Raw genomic sequence first — 16,214 nt, forward strand, 5'->3', positions numbered from 1 at the left:
GCCTTAATAGATAAATCACGCACAAACAAAAACGCCGCTCATCACTGAGCGGCGTTTTTGTTGAATATGGAGCGGGAAACGAGACTCGAACTCGCGACCCCGACCTTGGCAAGGTCGTGCTCTACCAACTGAGCTATTCCCGCAAATGGCGTCCCCTAGGGGACTCGAACCCCTGTTACCGCCGTGAAAGGGCGGTGTCCTAGGCCACTAGACGAAGGGGACACGCTAACTGAAACACATGGTGTGTATTTCAGTGCCCAAATCCGACTCCGAAGAGATCGGTTCTGGTTTCACTCAGCCCCGCCCGAAAGCAGTGCTGTTTAAAAATGGAGCGGGAAACGAGACTCGAACTCGCGACCCCGACCTTGGCAAGGTCGTGCTCTACCAACTGAGCTATTCCCGCATTGGCGTCCCCTAGGGGACTCGAACCCCTGTTACCGCCGTGAAAGGGCGGTGTCCTAGGCCACTAGACGAAGGGGACACACTACAACATTCACTCCCTGCCGCGCTTCGCTGTGTGCTTTACGCTGCAAGTGGCGCGCATTCTATGGATGGATCGAAGGGTCGTCAACCCCCAAGGATAAATTTATTTAAATCAATGACTTCGCCACCCTTTACAGGCCTTTCCCGGCGCCCCTCGCGTCTGCCCCTTGGCGCCTATATTCTGGCGCCCGACAAGACGCTATAGTGATCGAGGGAAATAGTGGCGATGTGCTCTATCCCAGGCGCCATGCAGCGCGTCGATCAATGCTATCGGCGAAAACGCCAAGCCACTACACTCGTTCGCATTACACCTTGAAGAGGTCTTAACGGTGACACCACTCATGATCACCCTGCTGGTCGCAGCCGGGATCTTTCTCCTGATCGCCATCGGCTTCCTCAATCATATGGCTGAAAGCCGCAAACTCGAGAAGGCCCGAGTCAAGGTCGAACTCAACGACCGCCTGCGTCGTTGCGGCGAAATCACCGAGACCTTTCCCGGCCAATTGATGAGCCCGGCCCTCAAGCTGCTGCTGACACGCCTGGAACTCAACGTGAACCAGCGCCTGTTGAATATGGACAAGACCAACAGCAAGTTCAGGGCTCGGGTGACCGAACTCACGGCGCTGGTCAGCCAGGGTGAGTCGATTCCGATCAACAACCCGCCCGGCCCGATCCAGACCGAAGCCAAGGCCAAGGATGTACGTTTCCTCCTTGAAGCCCTGCACGGCCAGATCACCCGTGCCGCCCAGGACGGTTTCCTCCCCGCCACCGAAGCCAAGCACTGGATCCGTGAAGTGCGGCATATCCTGGTCTTGCTGCATATAGAGTTCTTCAACAACCTCGGCCAGCATGCCCTGCAACAGGAACAACCGGGGCAGGCGCGCCTGGCCTTCGAGCGTGGCGTGCAATACCTGCGCAAGCAGCCTGAACCGGCTGTCTATAACGAACAGCTGATCTTCATGGAGAAGCTGCTGGCCCGGGCCAACTCCATGGTGCTCACCAACATCAAGCCCACCGAAGAAGACGTCAACGAACTGACCCAGGGCCTGAAGGACGTCGAGGCCGACGCCGACTGGAAGAAGAAAGCCATCTACGATTGATCAAATCACAGGCATAAAAAAACGGACAAGCCAGGCTTGTCCGTTTTTTTATGTACTGACCGGGAAATCAGGCGACCGGATTGATCGGCTTGTCCGGGTACCAGACGTCCATCAACGGGCTGACTTCAACGGAGGTCAGTTCGCTGCGGGTCTTGAGCCAGGCTTCAACGTTAGCGCGTTGTTCAACGCTGACCGAGCCACGCTTCTGCAGGCAAACCAGACCGTAGTCATCGCCGCCGACATAGCCCAGACCGTTGGCTTCCATCGCTTCTTTCAGGAATGCGTCGAGGAAAACGTCGATAGCCTCTTCACTCAGGTCTTCTTTGAAATCCAGGTTCAGCTCAAAACCCAACTCCTGAAATTCATCGACGCACAGCTTTTTGCGCAGACGCTGGGAACGGTTAGTCGCCATGAAACAATCCTCAAAAGTAATAACGGGCGGCACTTTATCAGTTTAAGGCTGCAATTGCCCGGATCTGTGGCGACAGCTGGTCGATCCGTGGAAAAAAATCAGCCATGCGCGCCTGGCCCAAGGCCCAAGCTTGATTGCCTTCGGGCATAATGCCGTCACTTTCACGACCATTGAGGGATTTTTGTCCACATGCCCTCGTATTTTCCCCTCGACGGTAGGGCTCTACTTCATATGATCAAATCTTTACGTCCGCTGCTGCTCGCCGGCCTTCTCCTTCCCCTGGCCTTCCCCACTTACGCAGCGCCCGTCAACACCACCCTATCTCCCAAAGTCCAGCAGGCGCTCAGAGCCAGCAAGCTGCAAAACGACGCCCTGTCCCTGATGCTGGTGCCACTCGACGGCCCAGGCGTGCCCACCGCGGTCAATGCCGACGTGTCGGTGAACCCGGCCTCGACCATGAAGCTGATCACCACCTACGCCGCCCTGGAAATGCTCGGCCCCAACCATCAGTGGAAAACCGAGTTCTACACCGATGGCCCCCTGAGCAACGGCGTCCTGCAAGGCAATCTGTACCTCAAGGGCGGCGGCGATCCGAAGCTGAACATGGAAAAGCTCTGGCTGCTGATGCGCGACCTGCGCGCCAACGGTGTGAACCAGGTGACCGGCGATCTGGTCCTCGACCGCAGTTTCTTCATCCAGCCGCAGTTGCCGGAGTTCAATGACGACGGCAACGACGAGAACAAGCCGTTCCTGGTCAAGCCCGATGCGCTGATGGTCAACCTCAAGGCCCTGCGCTTCGTCGCACGCAACGACTCGGGCAAGGTACTGGTCTCGGTGGAACCACCGATTGCCAGTATCCGCATCGACAACCAGGTCAAGGCGGTCAATGCCAAACAGTGCTCCGGCGACGTGCGCTACAACCCGGTGGCCCAGGATGACGGCAGCACCCTGGTCACCGTCAGCGGCCAACTGGCCGAAGGCTGCAGCTCGCAGACCTACCTGTCACTGCTTGACCATCCGGCCTACGCCGCCGGTGCCGTACGCGCCATCTGGCAGGAACTGGGTGGCAGCATCCATGGCAAGGACCGTTCCGACGTGGTGCCCAAGAGCGCACGCCTGCTGGCCCGGGCCTATTCGCCGGACCTGACGGAAATCATCCGCGACATCAATAAATACAGTAACAACACCATGGCCCAGCAACTGTTCCTGAGCCTGGGGGCGGAGTATCGCAACGATGCCGACGGCGATGACGCCAAGGCGGCGCAGCGGGTGGTGCGTCAGTGGCTGGCGAAGAAAGGCATTATCGCGCCGCACCTGGTGATGGAGAACGGTTCCGGGCTGTCCCGTGCCGAACGGGTCAGTGCGCGGGAAATGGCGAGCATGCTGCAGTCGGCCTGGAAGAGCCCCTATGCGGCGGAGTTCATCAGTTCGCTGCCGATCGTCGGTACCGACGGCACCATGCGCAAGCGCCTGAAGCAGACAGCCATGCGGGGCGAGGCGCATATCAAGACCGGGACCCTGAACACCGTGCGTGCCATCGCCGGCTTCAGCCGCGACGATAACGGCACCACCTGGGCGGTGGTGGCGATTCTCAACGACCCGAAACCCTGGGGAGCCTCGTCGGTGCTAGACCAGGTGTTGCTGGACCTGTACCGCCAGCCCAACGTGGCCGGCTCGGACGAATAACCCGGGACCTGGACATCAGGGCCCGGGATCCGTGGTGATCAGCGGGCGCTGATTTTCCAGGCGCGGTGGATCTTGCTGTTGCGGGCGAAATCCGGGTCCAGGGTCTGGGCACTGATTTCCTCGACGGCATAACGTGTCGCCAGGTGCTCGTCCAACTGGAACTTGCGGAAGTTGTTCGAGAAATACAGCACGCCGCCCGGTGCCAGGCGCGCCACGGCCAGGTCGAGCAACTGCACGTGGTCACGCTGGACGTCGAACACGCCTTCCATGCGCTTGGAGTTGGAGAAGGTCGGCGGGTCGATGAAGATCAGGTCGAACTCATCGCGACTGGCCTCGAGCCAGGCCATCACATCCCCCTGCTCCAGGCGGTTCTTGTCGGAGAAACCATTGAGCGACAGGTTGCGCCGCGCCCAGTCCAGGTAGGTTTTCGACAGGTCGACGCTGGTGGTGGTGCGCGCACCGCCCTTGGCCGCGTGCACACTGGCGGTCGCGGTGTAGCAGAACAGGTTGAGGAAGCGTTTGCCGGCCGCCTCTTTCTGGATCCGCAGGCGCATCGGCCGGTGGTCGAGAAACAGACCGGTGTCGAGGTAATCGGTCAGGTTGACCAACAACTTGACGCCACCTTCGTTGACCTCGGTGAACTTGCCCTGGGCGCTCTGGCGCTCGTATTGCTTGGTGCCGCTCTGGCGCTCGCGGCGCTTGATGATCACGCGGCTCTTGTCGACATTCAGCGCCTGGGGAATCGCCGCCAGGGCATCGAACAGGCGGGCCTGGGCCTTTTCCGGGTCGATGGACTTGGGCGCGGCGTATTCCTGGACGTGCACCCAGTCGTGGTACAGGTCGATGGCCAGCGAGTATTCCGGCATATCGGCGTCGTACACCCGATAGCAGTCGACGCCTTCACGCCGGGCCCACTTGCCCAACTGCTTGAGGTTCTTCTGCAGACGGTTGGCGAACATCTGCCCGCCTTCGCTCAGGCGCGCCTGCTCGACCACTGGCGCGGGAACCGGCGCGGGCTTGATCGGATTGCCGTTCTTGTTGAATTTCGGTGCTTCAGCCACTTCCTGCGCCAGGACTTCAGCCTGCTCGCGCTCGATCTGGCGCTGTTCCGGTGTGCGACGCTCGCCAGTGACGAACTGATCCGGCAGGACCTTGATCAACAACAGCTTGCATGGCAAGGCGCCGTTCCAGAACGAGTACTGCTTGTGGCTGCGAATGCCCATGCGCTTGCCCAGGTCCGGGGCACCGGTGAACACTGCCGCCTCCCAGTTCAGGCAGGACTGGCGCAGGCGCTCGCCAAGGTTCTGGTAAAGATAGAGCAGGCTGGCTTCGTCGCCCAGGCGTTCGCCATAGGGCGGGTTGCAGATCACCAGGCCTGTCTGGTTCTGGTCCGGGCGCGGCTCGAAGGTTGCCACCTCACCCTGGTAGACCTTGATCCATTCGCTCAGGCCGGCACGCTCGATGTTGTTGCGCGCAGGCTGGATCAGTCGCGGATCGGCTTCATAACCACGAATCCACAGCGGCGGCTTGGCCAGGCCGGCTTCGGCACGCACGGTGGCTTCCTCGTGAAGCTTTTTCCACAGCGCCGGTACATGCCCGAGCCAGGCGTCGAAGCCCCAGTGAATGCGGTTGAGGTTGGGCGCCATATCGGCGGCGATCATCCCGGCTTCCACCAGGAAGGTCCCGACACCACACATCGGGTCGGCCAGGGCCCCACCTTCGGCGGCAATCCGCGGCCAGCCGGAGCGGATCAGGATCGCCGCCGCGAGGTTTTCCTTCAGCGGCGCGGCGCCCTGCTGCAGACGATAGCCACGCTGGTGCAGGCTGTGGCCGGACAGGTCGAGGGAGAGGATCGCTTCGCCACGGTCCAGGCGCAGGTGAATGCGCAGGTCCGGGCTGATCTTGTCGATGGACGGACGCTCGCCGGTCGGGGTGCGCAGCTTGTCGACAATCGCATCCTTGACCTTCAAGGCACCGAAATGGGTGTTGTCGATACCCGAACCATGGCCGCTGAACTCAACGGCCAGGGTCCCGTCGGAGACCATATGGTCCTGCCAGTCGACGTCGAGCACGCCGTGGTAAAGGTCCTCGGCGTCCTTCATCGGGAAGCGCTTGAGCACCAGCAGCACACGGTTGGCCAGTCGCGACCAGAGACACAGGCGATAGGCGGTCTCCATATCGGCCGTACCACGAATGGCCGAGGTGTGCTCGCGCGCCTCCTCAAGGCCAAGCCCGACGGCTTCCTCAAAAAGCAGGCCTTCAAGGCCTTTAGGGCAAGTGAGGAAGAGTTCGTAACGATCCGACATGGGAATTCCAGGGCTTATAGCCTTCAAGGAACGGGCAAACGCATCGCCCGCTCGGTTTCGATCAAGCGCTTTTCTCGAAGAGCGCTCGTGTGGCGCACCATTGCGCCTGTCCACCCAGGCAGATCCTTCAACCCTTGGATTGAAAGAACCTTGATGCCTGGACAGCTCAACTCTCGTAATAAAAACTCTTTTTAACAAAAACTCTCGTAACAAAAAGTCACATCGTGACCCTTCGTCGAATAATACCTGACGACAACGGGTCGGTATTCGCAGTAGAGAATGAAACTCATCATTCATCTAAGGGCTGATCGTAGCTGGGTTTTCTCCAGCGATACGAGCAAACGGCCATCACATCTTATGGCCTTAACACCATTATCGTTACGTCCTTATGACAAAACGGTCATTCACACGCCCCTGCGCATTGGTTAGAACTCACAACAGGTTGACGTCGCAATGGCGTCAACACCCCGCCCTACCGCGAAATCGCCCAAGCGCTTTTGCGTACCAGGGCGGAGCTCGCCACGCCGGCAGCGAGCACCAACGGCAGATGCATTCTGCCCGACTTCGCCAAGAGGTCGACGGGACATATAACAGTCAACCAGTGAGGGCAACACCCTATGAGAAGACTTAAGCGTGATCCGTTGGAAAGAGCATTTTTACGCGGATATCAATACGGCGTTCATGGCAAATCCCGCGAGCTTTGCCCCTTTACTCTACCGTCGGTGCGCCAAGCCTGGATCAATGGCTGGCGAGAAGGACGCGGCGACAACTGGGACGGTATGACCGGCACTGCGGGAATCCACAGACTCAACGAACTTCACGCTGTCGGCTGATCAGGGCACATTCCGACATGACAATTTGAGCAACAACCGACTTACCATGCACGCCCCATCCGGGCGGCGGGCTTCGGCCCAGGGGCTCCTACGGAGCCCTTTTTAATGCCGCAGGCTTAACGCCGCAACGCCGCGATGGCATCCACCGACTGGCGAATCAACGCCGGCCCCTTGTAGATGAACCCCGAATACACCTGCACCAGGCTGGCCCCGGCGGCGATCTTCTCAGCCGCGTGCTCCCCCTCGGTGATACCGCCCGCCGCGATGATCGGCAAACGCCCGGCCAGTTCAGCAGCCAGCACCTTGACGGTATGGGTGCTCTTCTCGCGCACCGGCGCGCCGGACAGGCCACCGGCCTCGTCGCCATGGGCCAGGCCTTCGACACCGATACGGCTCAGGGTGGTGTTGGTGGCGATCACCGCGTCCATGCCCGACTCCAGCAACGCCTGGGCTACCAGCACGGTCTCTTCGTCGGTCATGTCCGGAGCGATCTTGATCGCCAGCGGGACGTATTTGCCATGCTGCTGGGCCAACTGTGCCTGGCGCACGCGCAGGGCCTCGAGCAGTTGCTTGAGCGAATCGCCGAATTGCAGGCTGCGCAGGCCCGGGGTGTTCGGCGAACTGACGTTGACCGTCACGTAGCTGGCATGGGCATAGACCTTGTCCAGGCAGATCAGGTAGTCATCGACGGCACGTTCCACCGGCGTGTCGAAGTTCTTGCCGATATTGATGCCGAGGATCCCCCTGTAGCGTGCGGCTCGGACCCGCGACACCAGGTTGTCCACACCCAGGTTGTTGAAGCCCATGCGATTGATGATTGCCTCGGCCTGGGGCAGGCGGAAGATCCGTGGTTTCGGATTGCCCGGCTGCGGCCGTGGCGTCACCGTGCCGATTTCAACGAAACCGAAGCCCAGTTGGGCAAAACCGTCGATGGCCGCACCGTTCTTGTCCAGGCCCGCGGCCAGGCCCACCGGGTTGGGAAAGTCCAGGCCCATGACCGTCACCGGGTTCGACGCCGGAGCCTTGCACAACAGGCTGTTAAGCCCCAGCCGCCCACCCGCGCCGATCAGGTCCAGGGACAAATCGTGGGAGACTTCCGGAGAAAACTTGAACAACAACTGGCGGGCCAGGTTATACATGGGCGGGCTTGACTCGGATGGCGGCGATAGTGGCCGGCGATTATAGCCGGGCCCCGGCAAAAACCATAGGCGCACCACGAGCCCGACTTATCCGCAAGGCGGCAATGCGGTTGCCTCGGCGCAACCTTGCAGGCTGGTGACCAGGGCCAGGCGGGCCAGCGCCTGGTGATTGCCGGCTTCCAGCTCCAGGACCCGGGCGACCGCCGCCCGGGCCTGCTCGACCCCCGCGCCGCGATCACACAGCCCCAGCATCGACAGGGCCAGCCAGGTATCGGCCAGTTGCAGCGCACTCCAGGGCTCGCAACAAGTGGCCACCCGCTCGGTCGGCAAGACGCTCAGAGGGTCCCCCAACACCGGCAGCAACGGCACCACCGGACCGGTAAAGCGATAGCCCTTGCCGTAGACGGTGGCGATATAGCCCTTGCTCTCCTCGAGCAACTTGCGCAGCACATAGATACAGCGCGTCAGCGACTCCTCGGCCGCGTCCATGCCCGGCCAGACGCTGTCGAGCAAGCGGTCCTTGGTCACCAGTCGTCCAGCCGAACCCAGCAACAGGCGCAGCACCTGCAACTCCTTGGGCGGCAGATGAATTCCCCGGCCGCACCTCACCAGGTTTCCATCGCTTTGCAATATCCATTGGCCAAAGACGAAGGTTTGTCGCGGAGTCTTTCCAGTGGCGCTGTCCATAACCTCGACGCAATCCTCTATAGAGATGTACGACCATTCAAAAATAAACCCGGGAAAAGGGTCTATTCACGAGGAACGTCACGACTATAGGAATTCACATCGAGCCATGTCGGTAGGACATTTCCCGCATAGAAAAGGAATATTCAACAAGATGACAGCACCGACAAAACCTACAGGCTCAAGGCTGATTCCTTCATACAAACTGCGCCCTAATGCAGGAACTCTGGTAGCTCCCCGCCTCTCCCCGGGCATTTCCTACAAGGCGACACAGATCAGCCACAGTCCGCCAGCGCCCGACCTCGTCGATTGACAGCCTGATACGGAACGCCGCATTGAGCCGCTCAACCAGCTCGGCAAAGTCGACGTCGCCACTGCCCAGGTCTTCGAGCAGTCTCGACTCGAAACGGATCTTTCTGCGTGGCAGTGAAAAATGCTCGGCCAGCAACACCATCACCTGTTGCTCGATAAAGTAGTCACACTCTCCCGGAACCAGGTAACTCATAGACTCGCTTTCCCGCAAACCGCGCCGGAACATGACGGCATGGAGTCCGCCTGCAAATCCTCGAGATAGGCCCGCGAGCGCCGTGGCAGCTCGCCATCAACCGCCTGCCTGAGCACATAGTCGAAACAATCCCGAGCCTTGGCCTGCGCGCCAAGCGCCAGTTGACACTCGCCGGTATAGAACATCGGCCGGTAGTCGCCACGGTCCTGGGCAAACGCCACCGCATACAGCTCGATGGCCTTGCGGTAGTGCCCGGAGACCTGATAGACCGCCGCCAGCCCCATCCAGTAATGGCTGTTGTAAAAATCGTAGATACACAGGAAACGGAAGAGTTTTTCCGCTTCCTCCAGGCGTCCTTGCTCCTGGAACTGGCAGGCATGGGCATAAAGGCCCTGCACCTGTTCATTACCGGTTTCGCTCATCTCCTTGAGCGCCTCTTTCGGGCTACACATCGCCACACCCCCGAGGAACACGCCAGTTGCTGACGTCTTGACTGTCACGAGATCATCAAACCCATGGACGCCTGGATATCGCAGAGGCGGCTGGGCGCCACGCCGAGCAGTTCACGGACCTCCTTGGAAAAGTGCGACGAAGAGGCATAACCGAACTCCAGCGCCACATCGGTCAACGAACACTCGCCGCCGATCATGCTCAGCAGGGCCTTGGCCGTGCGCCAGTCACGCAACTCGGGCTTGGCCGCACAGCCCAGCGCCTGATGGCACAACCTTCGAAAATGCGAGACCGACACGCCATAACGCTTGGCCAGGCCAATCAGTTTTTCATTGGCCGTGCCCTGCTCCAGGAGAAAACGCACCAGCCAGTAGTTCGGGCTTTGCCGCAGGACTTCGGCAAAGCCTTGATGGGCGGGATCGGCGCGCAAGGCGCAGTCGATATACCAGGATTCCAACAAGGTCCTGCTGGCCGATACCCCGGCTGACAAGGGCAAGGCCGCCCAGGGCGTCGCGGCCGATCGCGCCCGTTCGAAACCCATGCCCTGGTCGATAAACACCTGCAGCTTGACCAGGCTCGCCTCCACGGGGCGCTCGCTGAGCAGGTCACCGCCGATGACCCGCAACATGCCCCGCGCCACCAGCAAGCCCTGCCAGCCCGGCGGCAGGCACCAGGACACGCTCGCCTCGTCATGGGCCAGGCACACGCCGGCCTCCCCCGCCTGTACCTGTACGACCTGTTCACCATATAAAAAGCCCGGACACCTGGTCGCGGATAGTTGATCACTCTGCACACTGCGCCCCGTCTCGTTCTTATTGAGCGGTGCGATGATGGCCGGGTGGCGCCCGCCAATCATGATGAAAATCTGATGAAGCGTTGTCCGAAAGCACACGAGCACAGGTCGGTGCCCGTGCCGGGCTCAAATTGCAGGCGAAAAAAAGCCCGGCCTAAGCCGGGCTTTTTCTTACCGCAAAGTCATTACTGACCTTGTTGGGCTTCTACTTCAGCTTCTACGCGACGGTTGATCGCGCGACCGGCTTCAGTGGCGTTGTCAGCCACTGGGCGGGTTTTACCGTAGCCTACCGACTGGATGCGGTTAGGAGCTACGCCGTCCTGGACCAGGACCTGTTTCACAGCATCAGCACGACGCTGGGACAGCTTCTGGTTGTAAGCGTCAGGACCGACGTTGTCAGTGTGACCAGCAACAGTAGTAGTAGTACGTGGGTACTGCTTCATGAAGTCAGCCAGGTTCTTCACGTCGCCCTTGCTGTTAGGCTTGACAATGGCCTTGTTGAAGTCGAACTTGACGTCCAGCTGAACCTTGACAACTTCTGGAGCTGGAGCGGATTCAGCTACTGGAGCTGGAGCCGCTTCTACTGGAGCTGGAGCAGGAGCCGGAGCTACTTTGCCGCCGCTGCCGCCGAAGTTCACGCCCAGGCCGATCAGAGCCTGGTAGTCCCAACGACCGTTGTCCAGCTTGTAGTCAGCTTCACCGCCAACACGAGCGTACAGGTTGTCAGTGATGTAGGCCTTCACACCGGCACCGGTGGTCAGGTAGGTCGAACCGTCACGGCTGGTGTGGCCGTCAGCGGCTACGTTGGTCATGCTACCGTGGGACACGCCGCCTTCAACATAAGGACGGAACATGTCGCCGACTTGACCGAAGTGGTACTGGGACTTCAGACCGAAGTGATCGCCATTGATCTCTTGGTTGCCAGTGGCGCCGCTCGAACGGGTGTAGTCGTCCTTACGGTAGGTCAGGTTCACGGAAACGTCGTCGGTCAGGAAGTAGCCGATCGAGACGCCAGGAGTGCGACCATTCTGGTAATCGTCGACGCTGTGGTTCCAGGTCTTGCCCCAGAACGCTTCACCTTCGACCGCGCCTTGGCCTTGTGCCAGTGCGCCGAACGAAGTAGCGGCAATGAGAGAGCCAATGGCCAAGCCCAAGGTGTTTTTCAGTTTCATCCGTTAAATCCCCATCTGGTGATTGTATAGCAGTCCCACAAACCGGGGGACAACTCGGCGGCAAGTGTAGCAGAACTTGCCTACACGTAAGAGACATTTGCGCTGAACTAAGTTTCAGCGATACCCGCAAATTTCTCACGCAATTTGTCGAGGGCCCGTTTATAGCGCATTTTCGTGGCGCTCAAGCCCATGTGCATGATGTCTGCAATCTCCTGAAACTCCAGCTCTGCGACAAATCGTAGCACCAGAATTTCCCGGTCAATCGGGTTCACATGCACTAACCATCGATCCAGTCCGCCCTTTTCCTCAGGTTTCGGCGTCTTCTCTTCAGACGCTTCCTCGAGGGGGTCAAGACTCAACGCATCCATCAAGCGCCGCTTTCGGCGCTCTTTGCGATACTGCGTAATACATTCGTTGTACGTGATGCTATATAGCCATGTCTTGAACTTGGATTTACCCTCAAAGTTCTTAAGGCCATACAACACCTTCAACATCACTTCCTGACAGACATCGTCCGCATCGCGTTCGTTCCCTAAATATCTTGAACAAACGCTGAACAAGGTACGTTGATAGCGCCGCATCAACTCTTCATAGGCGCGGGTCACATGAAACAGCTCCGAATGCGCACGCGCCACCAACTCCTCATCGGTGAGTTCGCGGGGGTCGTAGCGCATGGAGAGCGATTGAGCTTTATTCAAAACGAGTCGGGCCGACAGTCAGGTCAATGTCCGCCGCAGCCATGGCTGCGGGCATTTTTGCGGCGGCATAGAGTAGCAGGGTTTGCCGGGTTAGCGGCTGCTCACATGCTGCTCCAGCAAGATCCGATTGGAGAGAGAGACTAGCTCACCCTCATCGGTCAGCAATGTGGTCTTGACCGTGCCAATCTCTTCAATCTGTCCTTCGACCTCACCCACTCGCACTTGTTGCCCAACCTGATACAACTCACGCACATAAATTCCCGCCAGGATCTGCCCGGCGATCTCCCGACTACCCAAGCCCATGGCCAGCGCAACGGCCAGGCCAACGGTAATGAGCACGATCACGATCACATGGTTCAGCAGGTCGGTCTTGACCTCCAACTGACTGATCGCCACCGAAATACTGATGATAATCACCAGGCCCTGGGCAACCCGCCCCAGGCCCGACGCGTAATCCAGGCCAACCCCTTCGGCCGCGCCACGCACCAGCCCGCTGACCAGCTGTGCCAGCAAAACCCCCACCAGCAGCACCAGGGCCGCGCCGAATACCTTCGGCAAATACAGGGCCAGCATGTCGAGCGTAGCTGAAACTCGTTCAAGTCCAAGGGATTCGGCCGCCGAGACCAGGAAAATCAGCAAAATGAACCAATAAACGATCTTGCCGATCAGTGTCGAGATCGGCACCTGGAGGCCGGCACGCCCCAGCAGCTTGGTCAATCCGGTGCCGCCCATCAGGCGATCCAGGCCCAATTTGGCCAACAGCTTGGACAGCAGGGTGTCGAGCAGCTTGGCCACGACAAAGCCCAGCAACACCACCACCAGCGCCCCGAACAGGTTGGGGATGAAATTCGCGACTTTGGTCCACAAGGCAGTCATTGCCGTGACGAGGCTCTGGGTCCAGAGATCAAGTTCCATATTCAGTCAGCCTTATCCGTGGAGCGAGCAATAGGGGTACGACGAGAGACCGGCAAAACATGGGCCGATCCGTTGTTCAGGGCAATCATCAGCGCCTGCAGCCAACGGCCCATCAGACTGAAGAGATCACCGGCGCCGACCTGCCGGTTGGCGGTTTTCAGGACACGCCCCAGGCAAGCGTCGTCGTCACGGGTGGACGGCGAGGCCTTGAGCATGTCACGCAGAGATTGTTCGAACGGATCGTGCATACGCACCTCTCGGTATATCTGTGAAAGACGCGATCACTTTTTTGCAGGTCACATGAAACATGTTTCAAACCCAGCGCAAACGTCGGAAAAGCCACCATTGTCCGACGGCAACGGCGACGATCAGCAGACATGCGATGACAAAACCATAGGGGTCTCCGGACCACGGAATACCGCCGACATTGATTCCCAACAGACCGGTCAGGAAGCTCATCGGCAGGAAGATCCCGGTGATGATCCCGAAACGGTACATGGTCTTGTTCATGCGCACGTTCAGGCGTCGGTCCTCGGCCTCAAGTACAAGCCCCACGCGCTCGCGGGTCAATTCGAGCTCTTCCAGGTAACGGGTCAGGCTGTTGTTCAATTCGTTCCAGTAACCGGCTTCTTCGTCGGCGAACCAGGGCAGCTTGATCCGGCTCAACTGGCCGAAAATATCCCGCTGCGGCGCGAGGAAACGTTTCAGCCCGGCCGCTCGACGACGTATCTGCACGATGGCGCCATGTTCAGGGCTATACCGTTCGTCGGCATCTATCTTTTCTTCTTCGTCATCGACCACTTCCGAGAGATCGCTGACCAGATCCTGCACCTTCAGGGTGAGGTATTGCGCGATGTAAAGGATCAGTTCGGCGGCGTTTTTCGGCCCCTTGCCCTGCTCCAGTTGCACCAGCAACTCATCGGTGGCGCGCAACGGCCGCAAACGCAGGGAAATCACCCGCTGATGGGCGGCAAAGACCCGCACCGAGACCATGTCTTCAGGCTCGGCACCGGGATTGAGGTTGACCCCGCGCAAAAACAGCAGCAACTCGCTATCGGGCAATGGCAACAGGCGTGGCCGGGTATTCTCTTCCAGCAGCAGGTCGCAGTTGAACTCGCTCAGGCCGCTGGAGGTGCGCAACCAGGTGTGGGTCTGCGGATGGCTGCGATCCCAGTGCAGCCAGAGGCTTTCCTCCGGCTGCAACTGCAAGCCATCGAGCTCTGTCCGAGCAATCGAGCGCGCACCGCCCTTACCATCCAGAACCAGGGCATGAACCAGCCCCCACTGCGCGTTTTCTTCCTCGAACATCCTTACCCCATTTTGTTGCAAAAAATTTACTCAGGCATCTTCAGCGGGCTCGGCGCGATGATCACACCGTTATTGTCCGCGTAGATGTACTCGCCCGGGCGAAAGGTCACGCCGGCAAAAGTGACCGGGACATTGAGGTCGCCGATGCCACGCTTGTCGGTTTTCATCGGATGGCTGGCCAGGGCCTGCACCCCCAGGTCGGTCTGGGCGATCACGTCGACGTCACGGATGCAGCCGTAGATCACCAGCCCTTCCCAGCCGTTCTTCGCCGCCTTCTCGGCCAGCATGTCGCCGAGCAGGGCACGGCGCAGGGAACCGCCGCCATCGACCACCAGCACCTTGCCCCGACCATCGAGCTCGACCTGGTCCTTGACCAGGGAGTTATCCTCGAAGCACTTGATGGTGACGATCTCACCACCGAAGGAATCGCGGCCACCGAAGTTGCTGAACATCGGCTCAAGCACCTGTACCAACTCCGGATAGGCGTCGCACAGATCGGGGGTGACGTAATGGTCCATGGGTAAACTCCTGTAGGTGGAATCGAGAATGCCAGACTACGCAGGTCGCGCTACAAGATGAAACGCTTGCCCCGGTCGAATGTTTAGACAATGACCCAAACCGCTCAATGCGTCATATCTTAGCCTTTACCATCCGTGAGCGAAATGCCCTTGTCAGGGCGTTTCCTGAACAACGGCTGACTCAGCCTGTAGGAAAACCTGCTGGTCGCGCAACCAATCGGCCACCCTTGGCCAGACTTCAGCCTGTGCCGGCTTGCTCACCAGCATCTCGACATGACCGAAATCCGAGCTGAAACCCTGCTCGCGGCCCAGGCAGAGAAAGTGCTTGTGCGCCGATCCGATCTGCTCGAACAGCTTGCGGCAGGCCCAGGCCGGATCCTGGTGATCGCCCACCGCGGTGACGGCCAGCACCGGCACGTCCACTTCGGCCAGGCCACCCCACCAATCCCGCTCGGCGTCCCGGAAGCGCCCGAACAAGCCGTACCAGCGCAGGCTTTCGAGGGCCAGGCCGATGGGCTCGTCCTCAGGGCCGCGCTTGAGGCGCGAACCGGACAAGTGGGCGAAGCGCCGCAGCAGCAGGCGACCGCCCCACTCCACTGGCGGAATCTTCAACGGCCAGTAGGTGCGACTGACCTGGCAGCCGAACAATGCCGCTGAAGCGACGGCAGGGGCGCCCAGGTATTGACCGCCCAAGGCAGCCGCCAGGGTGATGCCGCCCAGGGAATGGCCGATCCAGTGGGGAATCTGCCCGCTTTGTTCACGGACGAACGCGGCAATGGCCGGCAGGTCATAACGGGCGTAATCGGCCACGCGATTGCGTCGATAACTGTGGTTGCGCGCCGATAGTCCGTGACCGCGCATTTCCGGGATCCATACGTCGAACCCTGCACGCGCCAGGTAGGCGCCCAGGCCGATGCCCTTGGCGGAATACCAGAAGCGCCGATTGGAAAAGCTGCCATGCAGCAGGATGACCGGCACGCCACGGGCCTCGGGCTCGTCGGCGAGGCCCAGGCGGGTGACCGCCAGTTCGACGGTGGCGTCGGGGCTGTTGGCCGGTTTCAAACGATAGACGTCTTCACAGAGATCGCCACGACGCTCGGCGCTGATCAAAGCGACCGGAAAAAGATTGCTGCTGCTTTGCATAAGGCTCTTGCACAAAAAAGGGCGGCCCAAGTGGACTCGCCCTGAAAATAAGATTTTACAACATCGAAG

The 16,214-nt window shown here is 59.8% G+C and carries 17 protein-coding genes and 4 tRNA genes; 3 read left to right on the forward strand and 18 right to left on the reverse strand.

The genetic code is table 11. The annotated features are described in order from the left end of the window. Window positions 1-67: 67 nt before the first annotated feature. The 4 genes from M5C01_RS02065 to M5C01_RS02080 form a co-directional block, all read right to left on the reverse strand. Window positions 68-143, reverse strand: a tRNA-Gly gene (locus tag M5C01_RS02065). A gap of 3 nt (window positions 144-146) precedes the next feature. Next, window positions 147-222: transfer RNA gene (locus M5C01_RS02070), tRNA-Glu, on the reverse strand. Between the two features lie 105 nt (window positions 223-327). After that, window positions 328-403: transfer RNA gene (locus M5C01_RS02075), tRNA-Gly, on the reverse strand. Between the two features lie 2 nt (window positions 404-405). Further along, window positions 406-481 (reverse strand) — tRNA-Glu (locus tag M5C01_RS02080). Between the two features lie 331 nt (window positions 482-812). On the opposite strand from M5C01_RS02080, the gene M5C01_RS02085 reads away from it, so the two are divergent. Further along, on the forward strand, window positions 813-1,583 hold the full coding sequence (locus tag M5C01_RS02085) for a hypothetical protein (RefSeq protein ID WP_177100331.1): 771 nt from the start codon (window positions 813-815) through the stop codon (window positions 1,581-1,583). Window positions 1,584-1,650: 67 nt separating this feature from the next. Here M5C01_RS02085 and M5C01_RS02090 read toward each other — a convergent pair whose 3' ends face one another. Further along, entirely contained in the window at window positions 1,651-1,995 is a 345-nt protein-coding gene (locus M5C01_RS02090; RefSeq protein ID WP_152737145.1) for a YggL family protein, read from the reverse strand. A 231-nt stretch (window positions 1,996-2,226) separates the two neighbouring features. Between M5C01_RS02090 and dacB the strand changes: the two genes are divergently transcribed. Then, window positions 2,227-3,681, forward strand: coding sequence for a D-alanyl-D-alanine carboxypeptidase/D-alanyl-D-alanine-endopeptidase (dacB, locus tag M5C01_RS02095; protein WP_152737146.1), 1,455 nt, complete (start codon window positions 2,227-2,229; stop codon window positions 3,679-3,681). 38 nt (window positions 3,682-3,719) lie between these two features. Here dacB and rlmKL read toward each other — a convergent pair whose 3' ends face one another. Beyond that, window positions 3,720-5,987: a bifunctional 23S rRNA (guanine(2069)-N(7))-methyltransferase RlmK/23S rRNA (guanine(2445)-N(2))-methyltransferase RlmL gene (gene rlmKL, locus M5C01_RS02100; RefSeq protein WP_152737147.1), complete on the reverse strand. Its 2,268-nt coding sequence runs from the start codon at window positions 5,985-5,987 to the stop codon at window positions 3,720-3,722. A gap of 617 nt (window positions 5,988-6,604) precedes the next feature. Between rlmKL and M5C01_RS02105 the strand changes: the two genes are divergently transcribed. Next, window positions 6,605-6,820, forward strand: a complete 216-nt coding sequence (locus tag M5C01_RS02105) for a ribosome modulation factor (RefSeq protein ID WP_002553055.1) — start codon at window positions 6,605-6,607, stop codon at window positions 6,818-6,820. 116 nt (window positions 6,821-6,936) lie between these two features. Here the strand turns inward: M5C01_RS02105 and M5C01_RS02110 are convergent, their stop codons facing one another. The 12 genes from M5C01_RS02110 to M5C01_RS02165 all read right to left on the reverse strand — a co-directional run bounded on the left by M5C01_RS02110 (window position 6,937) and on the right by M5C01_RS02165 (window position 16,145). Then, entirely contained in the window at window positions 6,937-7,959 is a 1,023-nt protein-coding gene (locus tag M5C01_RS02110; RefSeq protein ID WP_152737148.1) for a quinone-dependent dihydroorotate dehydrogenase, read from the reverse strand. 87 nt (window positions 7,960-8,046) lie between these two features. After that, a complete protein-coding gene (locus M5C01_RS02115; protein ID WP_103499197.1) occupies window positions 8,047-8,646 on the reverse strand; it encodes a winged helix-turn-helix domain-containing protein in 600 nt (199 codons plus the stop codon). A 193-nt stretch (window positions 8,647-8,839) separates the two neighbouring features. Further along, complete coding sequence (locus M5C01_RS02120; protein ID WP_152737149.1) at window positions 8,840-9,148, reverse strand: acyl carrier protein; 309 nt, start codon at window positions 9,146-9,148, stop codon at window positions 8,840-8,842. Further along, window positions 9,145-9,600 (reverse strand): SycD/LcrH family type III secretion system chaperone, encoded by a 456-nt coding sequence (locus tag M5C01_RS02125; protein WP_152737150.1) that lies wholly within the window; start codon window positions 9,598-9,600, stop codon window positions 9,145-9,147. The genes M5C01_RS02120 and M5C01_RS02125 overlap by 4 nt, the downstream gene beginning before the upstream one ends. 44 nt (window positions 9,601-9,644) lie before the next feature. Further along, the gene (locus M5C01_RS02130) at window positions 9,645-10,454 is read right to left on the reverse strand and encodes a helix-turn-helix domain-containing protein (RefSeq protein WP_152737151.1); all 810 of its coding nucleotides are present in this window, start codon (window positions 10,452-10,454) and stop codon (window positions 9,645-9,647) included. Between the two features lie 122 nt (window positions 10,455-10,576). Continuing rightward, the gene (locus M5C01_RS02135; protein WP_152737152.1) at window positions 10,577-11,563 is read right to left on the reverse strand and encodes an OmpA family protein; all 987 of its coding nucleotides are present in this window, start codon (window positions 11,561-11,563) and stop codon (window positions 10,577-10,579) included. A 107-nt stretch (window positions 11,564-11,670) separates the two neighbouring features. Further along, entirely contained in the window at window positions 11,671-12,261 is a 591-nt protein-coding gene (gene sigX, locus M5C01_RS02140; protein WP_100940799.1) for an RNA polymerase sigma factor SigX, read from the reverse strand. Window positions 12,262-12,351: 90 nt separating this feature from the next. Continuing rightward, on the reverse strand, window positions 12,352-13,176 hold the full coding sequence (locus M5C01_RS02145) for a mechanosensitive ion channel domain-containing protein (protein WP_100940800.1): 825 nt from the start codon (window positions 13,174-13,176) through the stop codon (window positions 12,352-12,354). A gap of 2 nt (window positions 13,177-13,178) precedes the next feature. Then, window positions 13,179-13,424: a CrfX protein gene (locus tag M5C01_RS02150; protein WP_103499192.1), complete on the reverse strand. Its 246-nt coding sequence runs from the start codon at window positions 13,422-13,424 to the stop codon at window positions 13,179-13,181. 64 nt (window positions 13,425-13,488) lie between these two features. Beyond that, a complete protein-coding gene (locus M5C01_RS02155) occupies window positions 13,489-14,484 on the reverse strand; it encodes a zinc transporter ZntB (RefSeq protein ID WP_152737153.1) in 996 nt (331 codons plus the stop codon). A gap of 26 nt (window positions 14,485-14,510) precedes the next feature. Continuing rightward, window positions 14,511-15,002, reverse strand: a complete 492-nt coding sequence (gene rraA, locus M5C01_RS02160) for a ribonuclease E activity regulator RraA (protein ID WP_103499191.1) — start codon at window positions 15,000-15,002, stop codon at window positions 14,511-14,513. Between the two features lie 153 nt (window positions 15,003-15,155). After that, window positions 15,156-16,145 (reverse strand): alpha/beta fold hydrolase, encoded by a 990-nt coding sequence (locus tag M5C01_RS02165; protein ID WP_152737154.1) that lies wholly within the window; start codon window positions 16,143-16,145, stop codon window positions 15,156-15,158. Window positions 16,146-16,214 lie beyond the last annotated feature (69 nt).

This window comes from Pseudomonas sp. MWU12-2319 (assembly GCF_023242525.1).
Lineage (GTDB): Bacteria > Pseudomonadota > Gammaproteobacteria > Pseudomonadales > Pseudomonadaceae > Aquipseudomonas > Aquipseudomonas gingeri_D.